Annotated in this window: 24 protein-coding genes; 11 read left to right on the forward strand and 13 right to left on the reverse strand. The window is 59.3% G+C overall.

Features of this window, described 5'->3' with window-relative positions; translation table 11 throughout:
- The first annotated feature begins 181 nt into the window (after positions 1-181).
- A complete protein-coding gene (locus tag ACQQZ8_RS00750) occupies positions 182-598 on the forward strand; it encodes a DUF779 domain-containing protein (RefSeq protein WP_431710856.1) in 417 nt (138 codons plus the stop codon).
- Here ACQQZ8_RS00750 and ACQQZ8_RS00755 read toward each other — a convergent pair.
- Positions 595-1236, reverse strand: coding sequence for an AmiS/UreI family transporter (locus ACQQZ8_RS00755; RefSeq protein ID WP_431710857.1), 642 nt, complete (start codon positions 1234-1236; stop codon positions 595-597). The two genes, ACQQZ8_RS00750 and ACQQZ8_RS00755, sit on opposite strands and share 4 nt — an antisense overlap.
- Before the next feature lie 195 nt (positions 1237-1431).
- Between ACQQZ8_RS00755 and ACQQZ8_RS00760 the strand changes: the two genes are divergently transcribed.
- Together ACQQZ8_RS00760 and ACQQZ8_RS00765 are read left to right on the forward strand one after the other, a co-directional pair.
- The gene (locus ACQQZ8_RS00760; RefSeq protein WP_431710858.1) at positions 1432-1887 is read left to right on the forward strand and encodes a pyrimidine dimer DNA glycosylase/endonuclease V; all 456 of its coding nucleotides are present in this window, start codon (positions 1432-1434) and stop codon (positions 1885-1887) included.
- A 41-nt stretch (positions 1888-1928) separates the two neighbouring features.
- The gene (locus ACQQZ8_RS00765; protein ID WP_431710859.1) at positions 1929-2348 is read left to right on the forward strand and encodes an acyl-CoA thioesterase; all 420 of its coding nucleotides are present in this window, start codon (positions 1929-1931) and stop codon (positions 2346-2348) included.
- A gap of 612 nt (positions 2349-2960) precedes the next feature.
- Here ACQQZ8_RS00765 and ACQQZ8_RS00770 read toward each other — a convergent pair.
- The 6 genes from ACQQZ8_RS00770 to ACQQZ8_RS00795 form a co-directional block, all read right to left on the reverse strand.
- A complete protein-coding gene (locus tag ACQQZ8_RS00770) occupies positions 2961-3239 on the reverse strand; it encodes a metal-sensitive transcriptional regulator (RefSeq protein WP_431712101.1) in 279 nt (92 codons plus the stop codon).
- Positions 3240-3275: 36 nt separating this feature from the next.
- Positions 3276-3650 carry a thioredoxin gene (gene trxA, locus ACQQZ8_RS00775; RefSeq protein WP_431710860.1) on the reverse strand — a complete coding sequence of 125 codons (375 nt, stop codon included), beginning with the start codon at positions 3648-3650 and terminating at the stop codon, positions 3276-3278.
- A 22-nt stretch (positions 3651-3672) separates the two neighbouring features.
- On the reverse strand, positions 3673-4566 hold the full coding sequence (locus ACQQZ8_RS00780; RefSeq protein WP_431710861.1) for a sulfite exporter TauE/SafE family protein: 894 nt from the start codon (positions 4564-4566) through the stop codon (positions 3673-3675).
- Between the two features lie 13 nt (positions 4567-4579).
- Positions 4580-5176 carry a rhodanese-like domain-containing protein gene (locus ACQQZ8_RS00785; RefSeq protein WP_431710862.1) on the reverse strand — a complete coding sequence of 199 codons (597 nt, stop codon included), beginning with the start codon at positions 5174-5176 and terminating at the stop codon, positions 4580-4582.
- A 33-nt stretch (positions 5177-5209) separates the two neighbouring features.
- Complete coding sequence (locus ACQQZ8_RS00790; protein ID WP_431710863.1) at positions 5210-6601, reverse strand: MBL fold metallo-hydrolase; 1392 nt, start codon at positions 6599-6601, stop codon at positions 5210-5212.
- Between the two features lie 605 nt (positions 6602-7206).
- Positions 7207-7869: a GntR family transcriptional regulator gene (locus tag ACQQZ8_RS00795; protein ID WP_431710864.1), complete on the reverse strand. Its 663-nt coding sequence runs from the start codon at positions 7867-7869 to the stop codon at positions 7207-7209.
- Between the two features lie 129 nt (positions 7870-7998).
- Between ACQQZ8_RS00795 and ACQQZ8_RS00800 the strand changes: the two genes are divergently transcribed.
- Together ACQQZ8_RS00800 and ACQQZ8_RS00805 are read left to right on the forward strand one after the other, a co-directional pair.
- On the forward strand, positions 7999-10833 hold the full coding sequence (locus ACQQZ8_RS00800) for an FAD-binding and (Fe-S)-binding domain-containing protein (protein WP_431710865.1): 2835 nt from the start codon (positions 7999-8001) through the stop codon (positions 10831-10833).
- A gap of 118 nt (positions 10834-10951) precedes the next feature.
- Entirely contained in the window at positions 10952-12310 is a 1359-nt protein-coding gene (locus tag ACQQZ8_RS00805; protein WP_431710866.1) for a TIGR01777 family oxidoreductase, read from the forward strand.
- Positions 12311-12361: 51 nt separating this feature from the next.
- On the opposite strand, the gene ACQQZ8_RS00810 is transcribed toward ACQQZ8_RS00805, so the two are convergent.
- Positions 12362-12994: a carbonic anhydrase gene (locus ACQQZ8_RS00810; protein ID WP_431710867.1), complete on the reverse strand. Its 633-nt coding sequence runs from the start codon at positions 12992-12994 to the stop codon at positions 12362-12364.
- Between the two features lie 385 nt (positions 12995-13379).
- On the opposite strand from ACQQZ8_RS00810, the gene ACQQZ8_RS00815 reads away from it, so the two are divergent.
- The 3 genes from ACQQZ8_RS00815 to ACQQZ8_RS00825 all read left to right on the forward strand — a co-directional run bounded on the left by ACQQZ8_RS00815 (position 13380) and on the right by ACQQZ8_RS00825 (position 17089).
- Positions 13380-15038: a thiamine pyrophosphate-binding protein gene (locus ACQQZ8_RS00815; protein WP_431710868.1), complete on the forward strand. Its 1659-nt coding sequence runs from the start codon at positions 13380-13382 to the stop codon at positions 15036-15038.
- Between the two features lie 50 nt (positions 15039-15088).
- Entirely contained in the window at positions 15089-16219 is a 1131-nt protein-coding gene (locus ACQQZ8_RS00820) for an endonuclease/exonuclease/phosphatase family protein (protein ID WP_431712102.1), read from the forward strand.
- A gap of 90 nt (positions 16220-16309) precedes the next feature.
- Positions 16310-17089 (forward strand): hypothetical protein, encoded by a 780-nt coding sequence (locus ACQQZ8_RS00825; RefSeq protein WP_431710869.1) that lies wholly within the window; start codon positions 16310-16312, stop codon positions 17087-17089.
- 82 nt (positions 17090-17171) lie between these two features.
- Here ACQQZ8_RS00825 and catA read toward each other — a convergent pair whose 3' ends face one another.
- The 5 genes from catA to ACQQZ8_RS00850 form a co-directional block, all read right to left on the reverse strand.
- Entirely contained in the window at positions 17172-18029 is an 858-nt protein-coding gene (gene catA, locus ACQQZ8_RS00830; protein ID WP_431710870.1) for a catechol 1,2-dioxygenase, read from the reverse strand.
- A gap of 166 nt (positions 18030-18195) precedes the next feature.
- Positions 18196-18474, reverse strand: coding sequence for a muconolactone Delta-isomerase (gene catC / locus ACQQZ8_RS00835; RefSeq protein ID WP_431710871.1), 279 nt, complete (start codon positions 18472-18474; stop codon positions 18196-18198).
- A gap of 25 nt (positions 18475-18499) precedes the next feature.
- Positions 18500-19600, reverse strand: coding sequence for a mandelate racemase/muconate lactonizing enzyme family protein (locus ACQQZ8_RS00840; protein ID WP_431710872.1), 1101 nt, complete (start codon positions 19598-19600; stop codon positions 18500-18502).
- Between the two features lie 4 nt (positions 19601-19604).
- Positions 19605-20492 carry a LysR substrate-binding domain-containing protein gene (locus ACQQZ8_RS00845; protein ID WP_431710873.1) on the reverse strand — a complete coding sequence of 296 codons (888 nt, stop codon included), beginning with the start codon at positions 20490-20492 and terminating at the stop codon, positions 19605-19607.
- A 154-nt stretch (positions 20493-20646) separates the two neighbouring features.
- Positions 20647-21903: a DUF445 domain-containing protein gene (locus tag ACQQZ8_RS00850; protein WP_431710874.1), complete on the reverse strand. Its 1257-nt coding sequence runs from the start codon at positions 21901-21903 to the stop codon at positions 20647-20649.
- 78 nt (positions 21904-21981) lie between these two features.
- Here ACQQZ8_RS00850 and ACQQZ8_RS00855 point away from each other — a divergent pair, with 78 nt between their 5' ends.
- From ACQQZ8_RS00855 to ACQQZ8_RS00865, 3 genes are all read left to right on the forward strand, one after another.
- The gene (locus ACQQZ8_RS00855) at positions 21982-22851 is read left to right on the forward strand and encodes a glycerophosphodiester phosphodiesterase (protein ID WP_431710875.1); all 870 of its coding nucleotides are present in this window, start codon (positions 21982-21984) and stop codon (positions 22849-22851) included.
- 73 nt (positions 22852-22924) lie between these two features.
- Complete coding sequence (locus ACQQZ8_RS00860) at positions 22925-23653, forward strand: AzlC family ABC transporter permease (protein WP_431710876.1); 729 nt, start codon at positions 22925-22927, stop codon at positions 23651-23653.
- On the forward strand, positions 23653-23970 hold the full coding sequence (locus ACQQZ8_RS00865) for an AzlD domain-containing protein (protein ID WP_431710877.1): 318 nt from the start codon (positions 23653-23655) through the stop codon (positions 23968-23970). The genes ACQQZ8_RS00860 and ACQQZ8_RS00865 overlap by 1 nt, the downstream gene beginning before the upstream one ends.
- Positions 23971-23987: the final 17 nt, after the last annotated feature.

Raw genomic sequence — 23987 nt, forward strand, 5'->3', positions numbered from 1 at the left:
CCTAGATGAGACTGCTAAAACTGCTTACTGGATCACTGCGACATTGAATTTGGGGTGCCGATGGGCTTAGTGGCGTCCCGAACGTTCGACGTTTCCGAGCCCTAGACGCACCTGAACAAAAGTAGGACACTGGCAAGTACCCGCCGCGACGGATTCTTCGAGGTAGCAACAGGAGATAATGATGAGTGCAATCACTGAAACCCGGGCCACGATCGCCGGAGAAGATTTTTCGCGGGTCGCCTTCACCGAAGAATGCCTCGAACTATTGCGTAAACTTTGGGCGATCCACGGGCCACTGATGTTCCATCAGTCCGGCGGCTGCTGTGATGGATCCTCACCCATGTGCTACCCCGCCGGAGAATTCAAGACCGGGGGTGCTGATGTGTTGCTCGGTGTGCTGGAGCTAACTGACGGTTCCGGAGACAGACTCGGCAGCATCGACTTTTGGATGTCCAAAGAACAATTCGAATACTGGAAACACACCAAACTTACCGTCGATGTTGTCGCCGGTCGCGGATCAGGATTTTCAGTCGAAGCGCCCGAGGGCAAACGTTTCATCATCCGTAGTCAGATCATCGAATTTCCCAGCAACGATTAACTAGTCGAAGGCAATAGCGGGGTGGGTGGCTGATCTAGCAATGGAGTACGCCGCGCCAAACGTGCAGCAACCACTCCGGCAAGGAGTAGGAGTACCAGCCCCACCAGTGCGGCCGACCCGCTGGTCGGCCAGATGCCGCCCATTAGTAAAAGTGCGGGAACGGTACTTGACGGAATCCCGGTAAGAATCAGGAACCAGCCGGTAAACCGCGTCGTATCACGCCCAGCGAAGCTTTCACGGCCCAGCGCCAGTTTCCAAAACAACAGGAACCAAGCCACCGCCCAGCAAAGCCAAATAACCGAAAACAACGGGTCGAACGCCAACAACCGCACCACTTGATACAGCGCAATCCCCGCAACGAACAGGCAATACCAGCCAAAACCAGTCTCCTCGACACCGGTTAAGAGGCTGTAACACACCCACAAATAGGTGATGCCGAAGAGATAGCTAGGCCAAGCGGCCGCAATCAGATCGATATTGCCGGCAGCTTGGATCAATACAACGGTCGGCAGAACCAGTTGAATCAAACCCACCAGAAAATTCAGTGGAATCGTCGATCGTCCACTGATCATTCCGGCCGCCGATAAGCCATTGAGTAGCAGGATTACACCCACAAAAACTAGGCCAACATGTTCCATCAATCCACTCCTCGCCAGAAAATGCGCATGCATTAGGCTCGACCGGTTAGGGTGACCCACCGGGAAGAAATTGACCACCAGAGTGGTGGATGAAAAATATTCTAGCCCCGGTTCGGCTGTGCTTTGGATCTTGGGTGTCATCTAACGTCCCACAAGCCGGTCCGGCGGCGAAACCGGTGGCATAGACTGCAAAGTATGCGCCTTTGGACCTTGCACCCCTCGCTTCTCGACACCAAGGGTTTGGTGGCTTGTTGGCGCGAAACCCTATTGGCCCAAAAGGTTCTAGCGGAACACACCACGGGCTATCGCAACCATCCCCAGCTGGAGCGTCTGCGCGCCACGGCGAACCCCTTAGAGACGGTGGGATTCTATTTAAAGGGGCTCTGGGAAGAAGCGGATGCCCGCGGATACCATTTCCGTGTCGAACGGATCCTCGAGGCTGGAAACGAGAACTTGGCCGGGACGCTTCCGGTCACCGTGGGGCAAGTATTATTCGAGGCTCAACACCTCGAGCGCAAACTTCTTGTACGAGATCCTTCCCGCGTGGCAGCACTGCCAAAAGACGCCAGCAACACCCGCTTGCACGCACTCTTTCGCTTGGTGGACGGTCCGGTGGAACCGTGGGAAAAGGATCCGCTGGCTCACACGTAATCAATGTGAAGCTACTGGCTTGGGTTTGCTGAAATGGAGGAATGAGTGAAGCATTCGTCCAGCCCGTGGGTGGCAAAGATATCGAACTGCAGTTGCGCTGGAGCGACGAGGACAAATTGGGGCATGTGAATAATGCCCGGATCATCACGCTGATGGAGGAAGGACGCTTCCGCTGGTCACGCGAAGATCAGGATCCGCGCCGGTTCCCATACGGTGTGGTGGTGGCGGCACTTAACGTCAATTACCTCAAGCCGCTGTATTACGAGCCAAATATCAGGATGCGGGTAGGCATTGCTCGCATTGGCACCAAGTCCTACACCGTGCGCCATATCGCGTACCAGAATGGGCAACCCGCGTTCGATGGCAGTACCGTCATGGTGCCCTTGGCCGAAGATGGTGTCTCCTCGCGGGCCTTGAACCAGGCCGAACGTGAGTGGATGACCGGCCAACTGCTCAGCTAGTAAGCAAAGAACTCCGAAACCGGGACGGTAGCCAAGATGAATCTCATGGGGTAAAGGTGCTGGCCGGTTTCATAATATGCCGTCCTACCCTTTGAGTTACTTACCGATTCGCCGGTCAAATCCTTCAGTGGCAGTCCTTATGCCGAACGCTGTGATCCCGCGATCCTCACTACTTTGCACTAGATTGCCGGGCGTTTGGGGTGCGAAATTCGCACGGTGCAGCTGGCCCGAGCGCTTTCTCAAGCTTGCTTGATCTGGCGAGACCAGTTGGTTCATGGCAAACATAGTCTGATGTCTCCGCTTAACGCCTAGCGTTAGCGAAGCTCCGGCTGGTGGTCTAGATACGCCCGAAGCGCCGATCCGCCTGGAACTATCAGCCAGTTCGAGGTCTGGTCGGCGCTTCGGTGCCAAAAATTAGCGTCCAAAGAGACGGCTAAAAAACCCCGTCGCTTTCGCTTCTTCGTGGCCCTGGCAGCGGTTGGACTTTGGTACATTGGCCATCACTGTGTCAACGTGCTGACCGCATCCGGCCCAGGTGACTTTTCCGCAGGTCTTACAGCTTACTTGGCGGCACATTCGATGCCCCTTTCCTGGGGCTGGTACCCCGGTAGTTTATGACAGTGAAAGGAAGAGTTTTTCTAGTTCTTCGACGGTCAAGCCGTCTTCAGTCTCGGCCGTTTGCTCGGGATCGATGAGGCAGTACTGCATGGCTGTGGAGACAATGGCGAACCCGGCACGGTCTAGGGCAGTGGACACTGCCGCGAGTTGCGTGACCACGTCGCGGCAATTGCCCTCACCCTCAACCGCGTTAATGACCGCGTCGAGCTGACCGCGGGCTCGCTTGAGACGGTTGAGGATCTTTTTGCGGGTAGCTTCATCGGCCTGGCGCATCATGTTCTCCTTATAGTTCCTGCCGGCTAACCGGCTTTAACCTACGGACGAAGTTGCCTTCTGCTGCATGCGCGTGCGGACTTCATCCATGTCTAATTCTTCTAACGCAGCAATGAGCGCATCAAGTCGGTTGGCATCCAACGCTCCAGGTTGGGAATGAACCATGATTCCCTCCTTGAACGCCATCAACGTGGGGATCGACGTGATTTGTGCTGCCGCGGCTAAGCCCTGCTGGGTTTCGGTGTTGACCTTACCGAAGATGACTTGCGGATGCTTGGCGGCTGCCTGGTCAAAGACCGGGGCGAACTGGCGGCAGGGTCCACACCATGCGGCCCAGAAATCCACCAGCATCATCGGTGAAGTTTTTACGGTATCGGCAAAGTTCGTGTCGGTTAATTCTAGGGGTTTCATTTCAGGTTCTTCCTTTTCATGGTTATTTGTCCAAGGCGTCAGCTGTCGTCGGTGTTCTTCGGGCCAGTGGGCAGCGCGCGGCAAGCCGGGGAACCATGGTGCATAACGCCAGCAGCAGTACCGCGGGCAAGCCAACGCCAAGGGTGATCCATCCAGCGAGTCCCGGCAGTTCTTGGGCTAGAACGGCAACGCCCATCGCGAGGACGAAGTATCCAAATCCTTGGCGCAGGGCTGCTTCCGGGATTCTGGCGGTGAATCGGGCCCCGATGAAGGATCCCAGTACAGCCGCGACAGTGATGCTCAGCGCCAGTGGCCAGTCGATGGCGGTGGAGGTGAGGTAACCACCCAGCCCGGCAAAGGATTTCAGGGCGATAACCATCAGTGAGGTACCTACGGCCAAGGGCATTGACAGTCCGCCCAGTAGGGCAAGTGCCGGGACGACTAGGAACCCGCCGCCAGCACCTACCAGGCCGGTGACCAAGCCAACCAACAACCCGTCGAGAACGATTTTTCCTACTGGACGAACCCTAGGCGCATCGGTGGAGGCGACCTTCTTGCGGCCCCGAACCATTGCGCTGGCGGTGGCCAGCATCATCACGGCAAAGGCGATCATCAGCACCGTGGCCGGCAACAGCCCGCCCAACAGGCCGCCAAGAAAGGCTCCGACCATTCCGGTGGCACCGAAGATTGCTCCGATACCCCAACGAATGTTGCCGGCTCTGGCATGCGGTAGCAAGCTGAATAGCGAGGTCACCGCCACGACGAACAATGAGGTGGCGATCGCTTCCTTGGCTTCAAGCCCGGCTACGTAGGTTAGTAGCGGTACCATCAAGATCGAGCCACCCCCGCCTAGCAGGCCTAGGGTGATTCCCACGATGACCGCGGCAGCGAGAACGAGAATGAGCATCGAATCCATGGCAGGTTGCTCCTTAGCTGAGATTCAGCAGTTGGCCAGCGTTTGGAGTTTGTCCCAGCGGGTTGTTTCCAGGACGAACTTTCGGCTTGTTCCACGGCATTTTTGCTAGCGCTGCGGCCATGGCACAGGAGTTACTGGCTGCCGAGTAGGTGAGCCCGGCACCAATGGCGGCTGGCAGGTAGCCCAGTTTCGGGTTGACGAACTTCCCGGCCAGAAAACCAGCTAGGACCAACGACCCGGCAGCCATCCGGACCTGGCGGTCCATCGCCCAACGGTTGGAACCGCGCACCACCTTGCCGCCGCTCTTTTCGTAGGCCGCAATGCCTCCGGTGAGGACCTGTGCGCCGTCGATCTCTACGTCGAGCATGCACTGTTGGGCCTGGCTGGCCCGATTACCGGACTGGCAGACCAGCACTATTCGCTTGGCCAGCTTTCGGGCCACATCGTGGGCATGTTCGGGGATGAGATCCAAGGGCACATTATATGAACCGGGGATGTGTACGGCTTCAAATTCGGCGGCGGTGCGCACATCGAGGATGGCCACGCCCGCATTCTCTTCGCTGAGCATTTTTAGTTGCTCGGCGCTGATCTGAGGCAATTGATTGCTCATGTGTTCCTTCGGGTTGCTCGGGTCAAAGGGGGACTACTGGGAAACCAGTTCGGATTGCCAGCCGGCGTAGCTTCCGGTCAGCTCTACCACGGTGTAACCGGCATCGCGTAGTGCGCTGGCGGCCACCGCATTGCGCTTGCCGCTCTGGCAGTAGCTGACGATCACCCCATCGGTTGGCAACGAGTCCAGCTTCCACAAGGCTTGACTGGCCGAGAGCCACTTCGCGCCGGGGATGTGTCCATCGTTGTATTCGGTACGGTTGCGCACATCCAGCAGTACGCTGTGCTCGAAGTTCTGCAGATCGCGGGGGTGAACTTGCTCCGGGAGGTAACTTGGCAGGTCGGTGAGGTCACTGATATACCCAGCAACCTTGTCAATGCCCACACGTACTAGGTGGTTGCGCATCTCTTCGGCCTGGTCAGCCCCCGTGGCGAAGACGATCAGGGCTCGTTCATCACGTTCTGGATCGAATCCCCAGCCAGCGAAGGTGGCCAACTTGTCCGGGCCAGGAATGGCTAACGCCCCGGCGACGGTGCCGGCGTGAACCTGCTGGTGATCGCGGGTATCTACGAAAACTGCGGAGCGTTCTTCCAGCATGGTGCGAACTTGCTGCGCATCGAGCTCCTGCAGCGGCTGCAGTGGGCCCATCACCGCCGCACCGTCACGGTTCTGGCGTTTCATGCGGCCAAAGTAGGCGTGAGCGTCCGGCTGATTTTCCAACAGTTCGTTGGTGAAGCCTTGTTCGTCATTGGTGTTTAGGTAGCGGGCCCACCAGGCGTTGGCGCGTTCGTATCCCACGGTGGTGGATGGAACCGCGCCCAGCGCCTTGCCGCAGGCACTGCCCGAACCGTGGCCCGGGTAGACCTGCACGTGATCCGGAAGCTGCAGGAAAACTTCTTGCAAGGACTTGAACAGTTGGGAGGCTCCGGCGAAGCGGGTGTCTACGCCCCCGGCGGCTTCGTCTAAGAGGTCTGGACGGCCCAGATCGCCAGCGAAGACGAAGTCTCCGGAGAGCATGTACCCGGGTTCGGAGCTGTAGGCCCCGTCAGTGATCAGGAAGGACAGGTGCTCGGGGGTGTGCCCCGGAGTGTGGCGGGCGGTGACGGTGATGTTGCCCAAGGTAATGCTGTCCTTGTCCATCAGGCGCTCGGCTTCGAATCCGTACTGCCAGTCCGCGCCACCTTCGCCGGAAACATAGGTAGTGGCGCCGGTTGCGGCGGCCAGTTCACGGGTGCCGGAGAGGTAGTCGGCGTGGATGTGAGTTTCGGTGACCGCGGTGATGCGCATGCCTTGCTTGGCGGCTAGCGCCAAGTATTCAGTGATGTCGCGGCGGGCGTCAACAACGATGGCCTCGCCTTTGGCTTGGCAACCGATGAAGTAACTAGCCTGAGCCAAGTCTTCGTCGTAAAAGCGTTCTAACAGCATCGGGGAAGTCCTTTCGTTTGGTGATGAATCAACCATAACTTATACCCCCAGGGGTATGTCAACAATAGGGGTGGGGGTATCTGTTGTAGTCCTGTGTTGCTTGCCTTGAACTATTTCAAAGCACGCTTTGACCTGTATTGACGCGGACTGTAATAAACTGCCGTGATTTATCTCAGGACGTGATGGGCGCGAGCTCGGGCGACCAGGAACCAGGGTCGAAGGGGAGCAAAAGTGCGCGGTGAGGTGTGAAAGAGATGCGGAATGCGCCAGCTGCGGTGCGTTGAATTCGAGGAGGGCTAGGCCGCGAGTTGAAGTCACCCGAGAAGCAGTTGGCAACTACCTAAACGCGGTGAGGCGCTGCAGCCTAGCGGCCTTGCCGCGTAGCGGCCGCCAGCAGCCAGATGGAGTAGGGTTCCTGCGGGGTGTTAGGCCGCTATGGCCGGATCGTCGCCAAAGCGGCGGTGCTCCTGAACGGGCGTCCATGGTGATATCTCTTACCCCAAGGTCAGGAGTGCGAGTAGTTGGACGAATGGCCACAGTGTGGTGGAGGCGAGAGAGCGTCGCTAGCGGATGAGCCAGGTACGACTTGCTGGTGTCCGAGGGTTTTAGTTCTCGGTGCCGCGCAAATCCTCTAAGTGTGCCGCCAGCCGCGTGCTGGCGTTGCTCAGGTGTTCGGATAACAGGGTTACCGCGCCGGCTGCGTCACCCGCAGAAATAAGCTCCAGGAGACGAGCGTGTTCCGTGGCGATCCGTTCGGTGGAAAGCAATGTGGCATCTTGTACCCGGCTCATGCACAGGCGGATTTCACCGGTGAGTTGTTCGTACATGGCGCTGATGCGCGCCGAATCTAAGGCATTGACCAGGGCTGAGTGGAAGCGGATATCCGGATCCACGATTTGTAGTGGGGAGGCATCCTGCAGGGCCGTAATTTCCCGGTTGGCTTCGATAGCGGCTTCCGGAACCCGGGCTTCGGCGGCGAGCAAGCGCACCGCTTCGGCTTCGATCAGTCCGCGAGTGCGGTAGACATCGCGGGCATCACTGGCCGAAAGCACGCGCACCCGGGCGGTTTGATGGGCGTTGCGGCTCAATAGTCCACTGGCCACCAGGTTCTCTAGTGCAGCTTTCGCGGTGGGGCGCGCCACCTCATAGTGAGCCGCCAGATCAACCTCTCGCAGGGCGGTGCCGGGGACAAGATCGCCGCGGAAAATACGCTTGCGCAGGTCCTGAATCACCGCTTGCACTACCGAAACGACTCCCAGCCGAGCCATGTATTTCCCTTCTTAGGCGGGGTGAACAGTTAAAGTATCGCACGCAAGGTACTAGCATGACATGTGTACTTGTTAGACAAAAATTGCGATTCGGTAGGCTGAGCCTACCGCCGAGCACAGGAGCACACCATGGCTATGAGCGCGCCAGCACTAGGTGCAAGCACGATTCCGCGCGAGGTTATCGACGTTGTTGCCGATAGTGAACGGGTCAAAACCCGATCTATCGACCGGGTCGCGTATGCCTCGGACGCCTCGCATTACCTCTTGACTCCGCAGGCGGTAATCATCGCCGCGGATGCTCGCGAGGTAAGTCAGCTACTGGCCGCAGCCAGCGCCAAACGTCAGTCGGTGACTCTGCGCTCCGGCGGAACTTCGCTGGCCGGGCAGGCCAGCGGGGATGGTCTGCTGGTGGATGTGCGGAAGAACTTCCGCGGGATCACCGTGCTGGATCAGGGAACCCGGGTCCGGGTGCAGCCCGGAGCTACGGTGCGTCAGGTCAACGCGCGCTTGGCTCCCTACGGATATAAGCTCGGGCCAGACCCAGCCAGCGAGGCCGCCTGCACCATCGGCGGAGTCATCGCCAACAACTCCTCGGGCATGGCCTGCGGCACCGAATTCAACACCTACCGCACCCTCGAATCGATGACCTTCGTGCTGCCCTCGGGCACCATGATCAACACCGCCGACGCGGATGCCGACCAGCAATTCGCCGCCCAAGAACCCGAGCTGGTGGCCACCTTGGATCGGCTACGTCGGCGGGTGCGGCAAAACCCCGAATCGGTGGCATTGATTCAGAAGCACTTCGCGCTAAAGAACACCATGGGCTACGGGGTCAACTCCTTCCTTGACTTCGACTCACCTGCCAAACTCTTCTCCCAGCTGCTGATCGGTTCCGAAGGTACCTTGGCCTTCGTGGCCGAAGCGGTATTCCGTACCGTGCCCGTGCGTAAACTTGCCATCGCCACCTTAGCGGTCTTCGATAATTTGGATCTTGCCACCCGTGCCCTGCCGGATCTGGTCGACTCTGGGGCCGCAACCTTGGAACTAATGGATTCCACTTCGCTACGCGTAGGCCAGACCCTGCCCGGAGTGCCCGAGGCGATTATGGGCTTTGACGTACAGGATCAAGCGGCGCTACTGATCGAATACCACGCTGATAATGAGGAACAGTTAGCGGCGCTGCGTGGTTCGGGACAACGCCTGCTGGATGAAGCGCCGCTGCGTGCTCCGGCGCACCTGTCTACCGATAAGGCCAACCGTCAGGCTGCGTGGCAATTCCGCAAGGGCTTGTACGCCTCGGTGGCCGGGGCTCGGGCCTCGGGAACTACCGCCTTGTTGGAAGACGTGGCCGTCCCAGTCGCCGAGCTGTCCAGCACCTGCCAAAGCCTGCAGGAGCTGTTCACCGAATATGACTACGCCGACTCGGTAATCTTTGGCCACGCCAAGGACGGAAACATCCACTTCATGCTCACCGACCGTTTCGAAGGCGACGTCGCCTTGAACCGCTACAACGGGTTCAACGACCGGATGGTGGAGCTGATCCTATCCAAGGGCGGAAACCTCAAGGCCGAACATGGCACCGGCCGTGCCATGGCCCCGTTCGTGCGCCGCCAGTACGGTGATGAGCTCTACGAGGTGATGGTCGAGCTGAAATCTGCCGCCGATCCACAGCTGATGCTCAACCCCGGGGTGATCATCGATGAGGACCATGCCGCGCACATCCGCAATATTAAGCTCAACGCCACCATTGAGGTGGAAGCTGACCGCTGCGTGGAATGCGGCTACTGCGAACCGGTCTGTCCTTCCAAGGACTTGACTCTCACCCCGAGGCAACGCATTGTGGTGCGCCGTGCCATCGCTAAGGCCGAAGCCGAAGGTGACACCGCACTGGTCAATGAACTGGAACGCGACTACGACTATGACGCGGTACAGACTTGTGCGGTCGACGGCATGTGCGTCACCGCCTGTCCGGTACAGATCAATACCGGTCTGCTGGTGAAGCGGTTGCGTCGCGAAGACGCCCACCCAGTTCTTGAAGCCGGGTTCAAGGCCGCCGCCAAGGGGTGGGGTGCAGCCACCCGTGCCGGGTCCGCGGCGCTGAGCGTGGCTCAGAAACTTCCGACCCCGATGGTGCGTGCCACCACCGATCTGGCTCGCAAAGTCATCAGCCCCGATTTGATGCCACGCTATGATGCAGAACTGCCCGGTGGGGGCGAGGCTCGCAAACCACTGGTGGGACGTCTTGGTGCAGCGGATGCCGAGCCAGTCGCCATGTACCTGCCGGCCTGTGTGAACTCAATGTTCGGAGCCTGTGGGGATGGGCCGGGCGTCGGCGCGGCCTTCGAGCAGCTCTTGCGCAACGCGGGCGTGAGTGTTCTGGTTCCCGAAGGGATCGAATCGCTGTGCTGCGGAACCCCGTGGACCTCGAAGGGTTATGCGCAGGGACATCAAATTATGGAAGACCGGGTGATTGCGCGGGTACGCGCCGCTCAACCACAGGGTGCGAACCTGCCGGTCATCTCGGATGCGACCAGCTGCACCGAGGGTTTTGAGCACATTCTGACCCAGGCCGGATACACGGTGCAGGATGCGCTGAGCTTCACCGCCGAACACTTGCTGCAGCGACTTCCGCAAGGCGATCGGATCGATTCGTTGACCTTGCACCCTACCTGCTCTTCCACCCAGATGGGGTTGAACGATGCATTGCAGGCCGTGGCGCAGGCCGCCGCGGTCGAGGTTCACGTCCCGCAGGCTTGGGGTTGTTGTGGTTATGCGGGCGACCGTGGCATGCTGCATCCGGAGCTCACCGACTCGGCCACCGCAGCCGAAGCGGCGGAGGTGAAGGAGCTGGACAGCACCGCTCACGCTTCCTGTAACCGCACCTGTGAGCTGGGAATGAGCCGGGCCACCGGCAAGGACTACCAGCATGTGCTCGAACTGCTGGCACAGGTCACCGCCGGCTAAGTCGAGGCTCTAAGCACTAAACCTTGTCAGCTTGCCCCCGAGTATGCTCCGTGAACTCACAGGTAGAACTCGGGGGCGCAAGGTTGTCTTAGCTGCTCGCCTGTGACTAGATAGAACTATGACGGTCACCGGTGAAGTGCAACTGCCCTGGGATATTACGCGGACCTTTCACTGGTTCGCCCAACCCGGCGCGGTGCGCCGGTTACTGCCGCCCTGGCTGCCACTGAAGGTGCTCAGCGAAGCACAGAGCCTGCGTGCGGGCACCGCGCTCATGCAGCTGCCCGGCGGGGTGCGGTGGATTGCGCAGCATCAGGCAGATGAGTACGTGCCCGAACGTCGCTTCGTGGATGAGCTGGCGCCAGCTGGGGTGCGAGCCCTACCCACCCGTGCCCTGACTTGGCGTCACGAACACGACTTCGAACCGGTCGGTGCACACGAGACCCGGGTGATTGATCGGATCAATAGCAACCTGCCCCAACGCGCCGTGCGGCGCATGCTGGACTACCGATACCGGCAACTTCGCGGGGATTTCGCCGCCCACCAACGTGCCCAGGATGCCGGTTTAGGCCCGCAAACTATCGCCCTCACCGGCTCCAGCGGTCTCGTGGGGCAGGCGCTTGGCGCCTTTCTCAGCAGTGGCGGCCACCGTGTGATCAAGCTGGTGCGACACACGCCGCAACAGGACCTGGAACGACGGTGGGATCCCCAAAATCCACAGCATGATCTCCTCGCCGGGGTAGACGCGGTAATTCACCTAGCCGGGGCGAGTATTTTTGGGCGTTTCGGTCATCAGCACCGTAGGGCGGTGATGGCTAGCCGGATCGAACCCACGCGGAAGCTTGCCCAGCTGGCGGCTGCCAGTGGCGTGCGCAGTTTCATTAGCGCCTCGGCGGTGGGGATTTACGGGAGTCAGGCAGGTCCAGCAGAGCTTGATGAGCAAAGCCCGCCCGGCTACGGCGGGGATGATTTCTTGGCTGATGTCACCCGGCGCTGGGAAGCCGCAGCTCGCTCCGCAGAGCACGGGGGTGTGCGTAGCGTCCAAGTCCGCACCGGGGTAGTGCTCGATTCGGCCGGCGGCATGCTCTCGGTATTGCGCCCGCTCTATGCTGCGGGACTTGGCGGGCGGCTGGGCTCCGGAAAACAGTGGTTCTCCTGGATCGGGCTAGATGACTTGGTGGAGATCTACCATCGGGCGCTATGGGATACCGAATTAGCTGGCCCGGTCAATGCGGTGGCGCCCCACCCGGTACCTAACGCTGAATTCTCCACCCAGTTAGCTGCCGTGCTACGTCGGCCGGAAATTTTCCCGGTACCGGCCCTCGGGCCCAAACTCGTGCTGGGTCAACAGGGTGCGGAACTCTTGGCCCTAGCTGATCAGCGCGTTATCCCGCGGCTGTTGCTGGAACGCGAGCATTCGTTTCGGACCCCACGCGTTGAGCAGCTCCTCGCTCACACCTTGGGCAGGGTGGGGCAATAGCCGCAGCCACGAACAGCAGCCGACGGGCCAGAACCCGTCGGCTGTTGCGTTTTAGGCTTCTTGCAGCCCGAAACCGGAGACGATTTGTGCCTGACCGTCGGCCAAGTGATAGCTAATGCCCACCACGGCAGTGCGGCCGGCCTCGATCGCATCACCGATGATGCGTGAACGGTCCACCAAGCGCTCGGAGGTTTCCCGAACATGCTCCACCACGGTGGAGTTCACATCGGTTAACCCGCGCCGTTCGGCGGCGAACACCGATGGGGTAATGTGCTCCACCAGATCGCGGATGAAGCCCTTAGGCAGGTTGCCGGTGCGTTTGGCCTCGATCGCGCTGGTCACCGCACCACAGTTATCGTGGCCCAAGATGACGATCAGCGGAATATTGAGAATGTCGACGGCAAATTCCAAGGAGCCCAACGCGGCCGAGTCGATCACGTGACCGGCGGTACGAACCACAAACATGTCGCCCAAGCCCACATCGAAAATAATTTCCGCGGCCAGCCGTGAATCCGAACAGCCGAAGATCACCGCGAAGGGCTCCTGTCCGGCGACCAAGGATTGACGTCGATCGCCGTCCTGGTTGGGGTGCTCGGTGCATCCGTCCACAAAACGGAGGTTTCCTTCGCGTAGCTTTTCTAGGGCTTCGGTGGGTGTCATGGAATGGGTTGAGGAATATGCCATGTCCTAAATTCTATGCCTCACCAGTGACGATCACCCCGAAAACCGGGTGTCAGACCGCAAATGTGAACTATGTCGTGTTGCCCTTTCGCGACTTCGTGCCTAGCCAGTGTCATTATCTGTCAGCTGAGGGCAGGCACGTAAGAATTCGTCGAAAAGCGTCCCCCGCGCCCGCAAGGCAACAGGCACCGCTTCTCAGACGAGGTACTTTTCTCATCTAGCGTTAGTTCGCATTAATGTCGTATCCTTTTCCTGTCAGGAACCCATCGCGTGGTTTCCGGCGCTCTCAAAAGGGGCGATACCCGTTACCGGTTCCGGTAGCGAATGGTAGCGGCAGACATATATGGAATTTTCTTCACCGAAGCAACATTTTTGAAAAGAGTCCATTATGTCGAGTGTTTCTGCAGTCATTGCCCGCGCCCTGAAACCCATCGCGCCCCAGATCTTTGGTTTGATGGGCAACGGTAACGCCCACTTCCTTGATGCTGCGGTCCGCCAAGGTTTCAGTTACACCGCGGTACGCCACGAGCAGGCCACCGTCACCGCGGCCGACACCTACTTCCGGATGAGTCAGCAGCTGGCGATAGCTTCCACCACCTATGGGGCAGGGTTCACCAACGCTATTACCGCGCTTGCCGAAGCCGCTGCCGCCCGTACCCCGTTGTTGCTGGTTACCGGGGATGCGCCCACCACGGGTTTGCGGGGATGGGATGTTGACCAGAGCGCCATCGATACTGCCGTGGGTGCGGTGACCTATGTGGTTGATGCTCATGCTCCGGGACGAACCGCCGTGCAAGCCGCCGCACACGCCCTGCGTGAACGGATCCCGGTGGTCTTGGCCATCCCCTATGACCTCGCGGCCCGCCCTTGTGTGGAGCAAGGCCCGTGGGAGCTTGCGCAGTACCAAGCGGCACCGGCAGCACCGAGCCTAGAGAGCGCACAGCTGGCAGGAATTGCGCAGCAGCTGAATGCCGCCCAGCGTCCGCACGTCCTGTACGGTCACGGGGCAATTGATGCCGCGGAGCTCATCACCGAACTGGCCGATAAGCTCGGCGCTACCAGCTCGGGAACGTTGTTGGCCCGCGACTTGCTCACGCGTCCGGCCGACCTAGGGATCACCGGAGGCTTCTCAACGGACCGTACTGCCGAACTGATTGCGCAAGCCGACACGGTTCTCGTGTTGGGAGCGAGTTTGAACCAATTCCAACTGCGTTTCGGGCAACTTTTCAATTCCGCGGCTTCGGTGATTCAGCTTGATCTGGGCGGCTCGCCAACCGCAGCACGCGTAGATGTCTTCGCCACCGCCGAGGTGAGTGTGGCGCTGCGCCAGCTGTTACCGCTAGTGACCGAACGCGATGCCGCCAACCTTTACTGGAAGCAACTGGATCTCAGCTCGGTCCGCACCCGCCCACAAGGTCAGCCGCGGGCATTGGACGGCTTACTGGACCCACGCCGTGTGGCCACCGAACTAGAGAAGATCCTGCCTCAGCAACGAGTTCTGGTACAGGATGGTGGACATTTCATTGGCTGGGGCCCAATGTATTGGTCTACTGCCGGGGCGCGGTCTCTAGCCTGCGTAGGCACCGCTTACCAGTCCATCGGTTTGGGAGCGGCATCGATGCTCGGCGCGGCAGCCGCCGCCGCAGGGCGCACCGTCGTGTTAGCAGCCGGTGATGGTGGGTTCTTGATGTCGCTCGCGGACCTGGAGTCCATTGTGCGCACGGTGGAGAGTGGAATCATTGTCATCTATAACGATTCTGCTTACGGCGCCGAGATCCACCAGTATGGCTCGATTGGTCTACACGAAGACCCCATGTTGATCCCCACGGTGAATTTTGCGGCCTTGGCCAACGCTTTTGGAGCCACCGGAATTACCGTTGAATCCCTATCTGACTTGGAAGGTGTGAAAGATTGGGTGGATTCGGGGGCGCGCGGAGTGTGCTTGGTGGATGCTCGCATTTCCCCCGATGTCCGCGCCCCTTATATGGAGGAAGTGCTTCAGGCCAACGCTCAAGCTACCCGCGAACTGGTATCACAATCTGATTAAGCCGCTGGAAATCCCCAGTTGGTTCGGCGTAGGGTTGCCACGTGCTCTTTATGTCGGTTAGTCTTGCAGTTTTTGGTTTAGGGATCCCCTTCGCGGCTCCTGCTACACCTACAACTGGCGACCCGATCGACCCAGTGGACTACCGTTGTAAAATAATCAGCATCGAGGAGAATTCTGGGCACCCTTTCAGCTCGGAGCTACTTGAAGGTCTGCTGATTGAACCGGCCGGTCCGCGACTGCGTGTGGCAACCTTTGATGTGAACCTCACGGCCGCAAGCCCTGGCGCTCTCGCCATCAAACTTGCTGGAGGTAACCACCCACACGCACAGCAGGTTGCGGCGGCGATCCAAGAATCCGACGCCGACATTTTGTTGTTGACTGGGATGGACGCGGACGAGGACGCGGTCCGTATCTTCAATGACGAGTACCTGAACCATGCCCGGACTGAGGGGCGAGCAACGGATTACCCACACCGATATGTGGGACCCAGCAACAAGGGCGTACAAAGCGGCGCGGATCTTGACCAAGACAAGATCATCGGCAGTCCCGTCGACGCTTGGGGTTCTGGTGAGTTCCCCGGCCAAGGATCCATGGTGCTGCTCTCTAAACATCCGATCGAACAGGAACGTATCGCTACTCTCACGCAGCTGCGTTGGGCCGATATGCCTGACAGTAGGATTTCCGAAGCGCAACTGAGCGAAGCCGTGGCTTCGGCGATGCCAGTGATGGAATCGGCGCTGTGGGATGTTCCGGTGACCGTTGCCGGGCAGGAAATCCGTGTGATTGCTACACAGATCGATGCTGCGCACGCTGATACCGAATACGCCGGTCCTCGACGCCTGGATCAGCTCAACGCTATTGGTGACTGGATCTCGGCCGAAGACTATCTGCGTGGCGATCACGGCGTTCTTCCGGCCGGCGAAGGAAGCTACGTGGTCGTGGGGGAACTTGGCCAAGGTGCCGGGCAGAACACCTCCATCGACCAACTGCTTGAAACCATCGGCGTGGCCGAGCAGGGTGTGCACAATGAGAGTCACTACATCCTGCCGGACACAGATCTAGAAATTCAGCGTCATGGCAGTATCCCGGTAGCCCCGGCTCCCGGTTCTGCGGTCAATGATGGTTCGCCAACTGTTACCGGGAGCAACCCGGGGCTACTGTTTAGCGAACTGAAATTCTAGGTTCGTCATGACACGGGACACTGGGCTATCGGCCGAAATGCAGTTGAATCCCTGAAAACACCCAACAATATTCGTTAGGGTAGGGGCATCATGAGTAAAGATCCCATCACCATGTCCCTTTTCGATTCGGAGGGCAAGCCGCGCTCCGGAGTGCAACAAGCCATTCTGAAGGGTATCGGCGTGCAGCGCCCGATCGTGCTGGCCTACCTGCGGCGTTTAGAACGTAAACACCCCCAGGCCTCCAGTGCGGAGCTGGCAAAACTCGTTGAGCGCGACTATTTGGCCATCGCCACCGGATCAGGTGCCGCCGTGGGTGGCACCGCGGCCGTGCCTGCCGTGGGCACTGCAGCGGCCCTAGGATTGTCAGTGGTCGCGACACTGGGCTTCTTGGAAGCCAGTGCACTCTATGCGCAGGCACTTGCTGAACTGCACGGTATTGCCATCGAGGACCCCGACCGTTCGCGCGTGTTGGTCATGGGTGTGCTGATGGGGGAGGAAGGCAGTTCGATGATTGCCGGGCTGAGCGCGCAGGCTGCCGGTCGCGGCAGTGGGCCAGTTAAGGGCTGGGCCAAGGCCTTCGGTGCAGGGAAACCCACGAGCTTCTATTCCACCCTGCAAAATTCTCTGCAGAAGAAGTTCATGCGCAAGGTTGTGGGCACCCAAGCCGCAAGCGTCTTAGGTCGTGTGGTGCCCTTTGGTATTGGTGCGGTCATTGGTGGTGCGGGCAACCGTTACCTCGCGCAGCGCGTGATTGAAACCGCTCAGGTGGCCTTCGCAGGGATTCCCACCATCCACAGGGACCAGTTGGAGCTGGACGATCCGAATATCGTGGAGGCCGAGGAACCGCGCGGATCCGGAGACGACCGGTAGGAAGTCGCTGAAGAAGCGTTAACGTAAAGCAGTGGGTGGGGATACCGTCACGGTATCCCCACCCACTGCTTCAGCTGAAGACCTACTTCACTGGGTCGAGCACGAAGTCGTATGTGACCTGATTGCCTACACCGGAAGTAGCTGGCTGAATGTCCAGCATGAGTTCAGGCTTCACCGCGCTGGCGATGTCATCGTCGTTATGCTCATCGCCCGGGAAATAGAGCTGCGCGGTGAGTAGCTCGTGGCCCGGAGCCGAAACCTTCAAATGCAGGTGAGCTGGGCGCCAGGCGTGCCAGCCGGCGGCGGCGATCAGCTGGCCGCAGGCACCGTCGGTCGGGATCTGGTACGGGGCTGGCTGCATGGTGTTGATCTGGAAATTGCCCTCAGCGTCAACCAAGAAGGTGCCGCGCAGATTCCACTCCGGGATCCCGGGAGCGAACTGCGAGTAGAAGCCTTCCTCATCGGCGTGCCACAGTTCGATCTTGGCGTCCTGCAAGGCGCTGCCATCAGTGGAACGAACCTGCCCCTGGAAGAGCAGCTTGGTGCCCTTCTCGTCCTCGCGCATGGAAATGGTGGCGGGGGACTGCTGGGTAGGAGCTTCGGGAACATAGTAGGGGCCCTCGATCGAACCCTTGTTGCCTTCGCGGTGATCGGTGGCGACTTCCTCCACCGAGTGCTCAAGCCACACGTCGAGGAAGAGTGGCCACTCGCCGTCCTCGCCCACCTTGATCAGCCAAGCCTTCAGCGCGTTGAATTCGTCGTAGCTCACGCGCTCTTCGAGGATGATGTCATTGGCGGCCTTGACCAGACGACTAGCCAGCCGATTGACACGCTCGGTGGAAGCCGCAACCCGGTTCAGCTTGCCGGACTGGCGGAAGCTCTCGGTAGCGGCGTTGCCGGACTTGGCGGCGGTTGCGTCGGCTGGAGTTTCGATGCTCATGATGATCCCCTTGGTTGGTCGGTGTGGTGGGCAGGAACCGGTACATCTCATACCGATCGCAGTTTGTGGTTATCCTCACTGTAATGCGGGCCATAGGGTAGAGAGAAATACTTATTTCGGCCCCACTAAGACTTAGCGCATATCAATTGAGGTGAGCTACAGATAGCTAGTCCAGCGCATTCGGGTGCTTCGCTAGCGCGGTCACCTTGATTTTCATGTAGGGGTACATGGGGAACCCGGAGAGGATCTGATGCAGCTCGTCATTGGACTCCACCTTGAAGAGCGAATGGTTGGCGTATTCGCCAACAATCCGCCACAGCCCGAGCATTTTTCCGGTGCGCTGCAAGTTCCCGGAATATTCCTTCTCACGGGTCTGAAAATCGGCAACCTGTTCCGGGGTCAGTGACTCGGGGAAGGTGACATCCATGCGGGCTAGAAACAACATAAGAACTCCTTTTTCGAAATCGGCTTTAGGCCTGACGGTAGTGTGCAAGCTTGTCTTCGTCGATGATCGCCCCCACGCCAGGTAGGTTGCGCACCGCGATTCGACCATCGCGGATTTGGATTGGATCGGCCAGCAGGTCATCGGACATGTCCAAGAAGTTGGATAGCTCCCCGGCCCGTCGGCTGGTGGCTTCGAAGGCTGCGCCGAAGGTCACGGTGGCCAGCGAGCCGACCTGAGTGTCGATCTGGTTGCCCATGGTCACATCCACGCCTAGCCCGGTGCACAACCCCAAGATCTCGGTGGCTTCGGTGAACCCGGAGCGGGCAGTCTTAATGCAGATAGCGTTGGCGCCGCCGGACAGTAGCTCGCGGGAGGCATCTCCCGCGGTCGGTACCGATTCATCGGCAACGATCGGGATCGGTGAATGTTCAACCAGCCGACGCCGGCTTATTGCCTCCTTGGCATCACAGGGTTCTTCGAGCATCGTCAGACCCAGCCCTTCGGTGCGGCGCAGCACCTCCATCGCTTCATTGGCGCTCCAACCGCGGTTGGCGTCAAGGTAAATTTCGACCTCTTCCCCAAGCCCCTCGCGCAAGACATGGCAGGCTTCGATATCTAAGGACAGCGGACGACGGCCAACCTTGAGTTTGAAAGTGGTGATCCCATACTGTTCCCCAAAACGCAGCGCCTCGTCCAGCAACTCCTGAGCAGGTTTGAAACCCAGCATGTGACTGACTCGCATGGAGTCGGTGAAACCACCGAGCAGTTTGTGCACACTGGTGCCCAATAGTTGGCCGATAGCATCCCAAACGGCAATATCTACCGCACCCTTAGCTACTTGGTTGTTGATGGTGCGGTCCATGACCGCGCGGATCTTAGCGCGATCAAGGATGTCCAAGCCCACAAGTTGCGGAGCGAAAATGTCCTGAACGACGGCAATGATCGACGCTTGGGTTTCTCCGTAGGTGTAGGGCCGCGGCGGCGCGTCCGCCGTGCCGATGATTCCGGTATCGGTATGCAGTCGAATCAGCACGTGATCTGCAGTGTGTACCTCACCGCTGGCGAAACGCAGGGGGTGGGTGTACGGAATCGCGTAAGGGATGGCTTCGAGCCGCTGAATCTTCATTTTCTTAGGATCCTTCCTGGGGGAGCGTGGTGGCGCACAAGTCGAGGAAATGGCGTACCAGGGCAGAGTCATTTCCGGCTTTCCATGCCAGTGCTAGGTCAACGGCCGGGGCGTTGGCTAAAGGTCGGAACGTAATTCGGTCACTGTGCGGCAGGTAATTGGTGGTGGGCACTAGCCCTATTCCGAGTCCGGCAGCCACGAAAGTCAATAGTGTTGAGGTTTCACGGGCTACTTGAGCCACACGGGGGATGAAACCGGCCCGACGGCAGGCTTCGAAAGTGATGGTCGTGACGGCCGAGGATTGCGGATAGCAAACGAAATCTAGGTCGGCTAGCTCGGAGATTGTGACTATCTCCTGCTGTGCCAGCCGGTGGCCAGCGGGCAGTGCCACCGAAAGCTTGTCCTCCTCCACCAATTGGTATTCCACTTGGCTGCTGCTTACCGGCGGACGCAGGATCGCCACGTCTAATCGCCCCTCAATCAACGCTTCTTCCATTTGTGGAGTGAGTAGCTCACCGTGGACGTTGAGTTGAATGCCGGGCATTTTTTGGCTGGTGGCCGCGATAATCCGTGGCATCACGCGGTAGGTCGCGCTGCCGGTGGAACCTAAACGCAGCACTCCCGAGGCGCCTTCGCCCACGGTGCGTACATCGCGGGCGAGCTGTTCGTGCTCTTCGAGAAGTACTCGGGCGCGATTCAGGAGCAGTTCCCCGGCGGGGGTAAGTTCTACCTTGCGGGTGGTGCGAATCAGCAACTGGGTTCCCAGCTGTTCCTCAAGCTGTTTGATCTGCTGGGATAGTGGAGGTTGTGCCATATGCAGGCGCTGGGCGGCCCGACCGAAGTGGCGTTCTTCGGCGACAGTGACAAAGTATCGCAGATGTCTGGTGTCCATGGGTGCTCCGATCGTCGAGCCGCGCTCCGGTTGCGCGGGGACGCTTCGAGGCAACTCTAACGCAGCATTCCAATAGTTAGAAATACTTATTCTCGCACCATTCAGAGCAAAAACATATCAATCAATCGGGGATGCTGAGTGTTCCCAAGCCGGGTTAGCCCCAGAAATGCACGAGGATCTGCCCCATAGAGAAAATCAGCACTCCGGCCAGAGCACCGATGACGGTTCCGTTGATGCGGATGAACTGGAGGTCCCGCCCCACCTGAAGTTCTAGCTTGGCGCTCGCTTCGGCCGGATCCCACGCTCGCACGGTGTCGCTGACCAGTCCGGCCAGTGCCGGACCATGATCCTGAATCAAACGTTCAACCATCTGGATCACCCGAGTCTCTAATGTTTCGCGCAAGGCCAGATCAGAGATGAGACGTTGTCCAAAGCTGGCCACCGCTGCCTGTAGCGCCACACGCAACGCGGATTCGGGCTCGGCCAAGGATTGCTGCAAACCTGCCTTGAGCGAGGCCCAGCCACGAACCGCGAGTTGGCGAAGCTGTTGATCATTCAGCAGCGAGTGTTTGAATGCTTCAACCTTGGCGATGGTCGGTGCATCATGTTGCATCCCGTCGGTGAATTCTAGGAGCCACTGGGTCAGTGCCCGGCGCAGCGGGTGTCCCGGCTGGTGACGTACCGCAGCTAGCAGGCTGAGCAGTTCGCGCTGAATTTTCTGAGCTAACAGTTCATCAACCATGCGTGGCACCCAGCTGGGAGACTGGCCGGAGACTATCTCGCCAAAGACCTCGGGATGCTCGCCTACCCAGGTTTCGGCCCGTTCAGCAAGTAGGGTGACGGCTTGCTGGTGGTGCCCATCGGAAATGATCTTCTGCCCCAGCATGCCCAAGGTGGTAGACCATTCGGGGCGCACCATATAGTCCTGTGCCAAGGTCTGCAGCACGCCCAAAACTCGCTCATCATCCAAGGTGTCCAAGACACCGCGCGCAGCGGCGGCTAATTGTGCCGAAGTGAGCGTCGCACCGGACTCGGTCGCCAAGTAACGTCCTGCGTTTTCAACCAGCCGAGCGTTACGCAGTTTGTCCGCCACCACTGGCGCGGAAAGGAAATTTTCTTGGACGAAACTACCTAAGGACTCACCCAGCTCGTCTTTTTTACGCTGAATCAGGTTGGTGTGGGGAATCTTCAACCCCAGTGGGTGACGAAAGAGCGCGGTGACCGCAAACCAGTCGGCGATAGCCCCAACCATGCCACCCTCGGCAGCGGCTTTGAGGTAGCTCAGCGCAGGCCAGCGGGATTGCAGTAGCAGGCTGCCAATGAACAACAGGCACATGACGAGAAATAGAGTGGTGGCTACACGTTTCATCTTGCGCAACGCCTGCGCCTGCGGATCCAAAAGCTGTGGCATGCGCCCAACTGTACCGATTGCCAAGTCACACAGTCGGCCACCCACGCCTAAGTGCCGCTGAGCAAGTAGCGTAGAACTATGCACACGCAAATCTTTGCTCATCGCGGAAGCTCCACTAAATACGCCGAAAACACGCGCGCCGCATATCTAGAAGCTATCGCGGAGGGGGCGGACGGCATCGAATGCGATGTGCACCTCAGCGCCGACGGGCACGTCATCTGCCACCACGATCCAACGGTGAACCGTACCTCGAACGCTGCCGGACCGGTCGGAAGTTACACCTTGGCGCAGCTACGGCAGTTGGATTTCACCGTCTTGCGCGATGAGCCGATCCCCGACACCTATGGGACGGTGGTCGAACAATTGCTGACCTTGGACGAGTTGCTGCTGCACATTGACCAGTGCGAGGTGGAGCTGGCTCTCGCCGTGGAGATCAAGCATCCGAGCCCGGCGGGCCGCGGGTTGGAAGACGCTGTCTTGGCGGTTCTGGCGGCGCACGGCTTTGATCCGGTCACCGGCCGAGCCGGTAGTCGTGGACAGATCCGGGTGAGCATTATGAGCTTTGAGCCCGAGGCGATCCGGTATCTCGCCAGAACGCTGAACCCAGAGTTGTTGTGCCAGTTGATTACGCAGGTGGATGAACAGTGGGTGGATGAGTTGTTGGCCAGTGGGCAAACGGACCGTGCTGCGGTGTACGAGGTGCTGCAGCGCTCCATGCACGAGGGAATCGAGGTTATCGAGCAGGGTTTAGTCGGTCTAGTGGGCCCGGGGGTCGCTTGGGTGCGCCAGCACGAGGCGAAAGTCCAAGCATGGCTAGCTCGCGGCTTGGAGGCGCGGATCTGGACGGTGGATTCGGTTGACGATGCGCGTTACTTGCATAGTTTGGGAGTGCGGCAGTTAACCAGCAATCATCCACGTGTATTACGCGAAAAATCTAAACTAGAGTGATGGCTGTGGAAAAAGTAACCAACTCACAGACGATATATTCGTCGCGCGACATATCTTCGTGGTTGAGCTAAACATGTCGAGACCCGCTCTACGCTGGATGACTCCGGCCACCAAAATGGGGGCGTCCATAGCGATCGCCACCGGACTTTACGGCATCTCTTTTGGCGCACTGTCGATCGCCGCAGGACTGAACTTCTGGCAAACAGTGCTGCTCAGCGCCATCATGTTCACCGGTGGATCGCAGTTTGCCTTCATCGGTGTCATCGCCGGTGGGGGCACCCCCGGTGCGGCATTTACCGCGGCTTCGTTGCTCGGTGTGCGCAATGCCGTTTATGGCATGCAAATCAAACAGACTCTACGTCCCTCGGCGTTGCAGGTGCCGTTGATGGCTCATGTGACCATCGATGAATCCACCGCCACCTCGTTGTCGCAAAGTGTGCCAGCCGAACGAGTCCGCGGGTTCTGGACTGCTGGGCTGGGAGTGTTTTTACTGTGGAACCTCTTTACGGTTGTGGGTGCACTGTTGGGTGAATCCTTAGGCGATCCGGCTGCATGGGGATTGGACGGTGCCGCGGTTGCCGCTTTTCTCGGACTCTTGTGGCCCCGGCTCAAAGGCATGGAGCCGCAACTGATCGCCGTGGCGGCCGCTGTAGTTACGGCGATTGCGGTGCCTTTAACGCCTGCGGGGATCCCGATTTTGATTTCCGCGGCTTGCGCGGTGGTCTTTGCGGTGGCCAGCTACCGGCGCGGAGAGCCGGCGACCGAACATGGGCGACGTGAACAGATTGATAGGCGGCAGTGATGAGTGAATTAAGCTGGTGGATTTTAGGTGCTTGCGCCGTAGCCTTCGCCACGAAACTGAGCGGCTATTTTGTGCCACGCAAGGTGTTGGATTCGGCATTGATGACTCGGGTGGCGGCCACCTTGACAGTCGCTCTGTTAGCGTCGTTGGTGACCATGAACGCTTTCACTTCGGGGCAGGAACTGGTCATTGACGCGCGTGTCGGGGCGCTCGCTGCTGCGTGTGTTGCCTTGCTATTCAAGGCCCCATTCTTGGTGGTGGTGATCTCCGGAGCCGCCGCAGCGATTGTCCTGCGTGCCACCGGGCTGGCCGCGTAGTCTGAGGACTTAAACAG

The sequence above is a fragment of the Glutamicibacter uratoxydans genome, assembly GCF_050753455.1.
Lineage (GTDB): Bacteria > Actinomycetota > Actinomycetes > Actinomycetales > Micrococcaceae > Glutamicibacter > Glutamicibacter uratoxydans_A.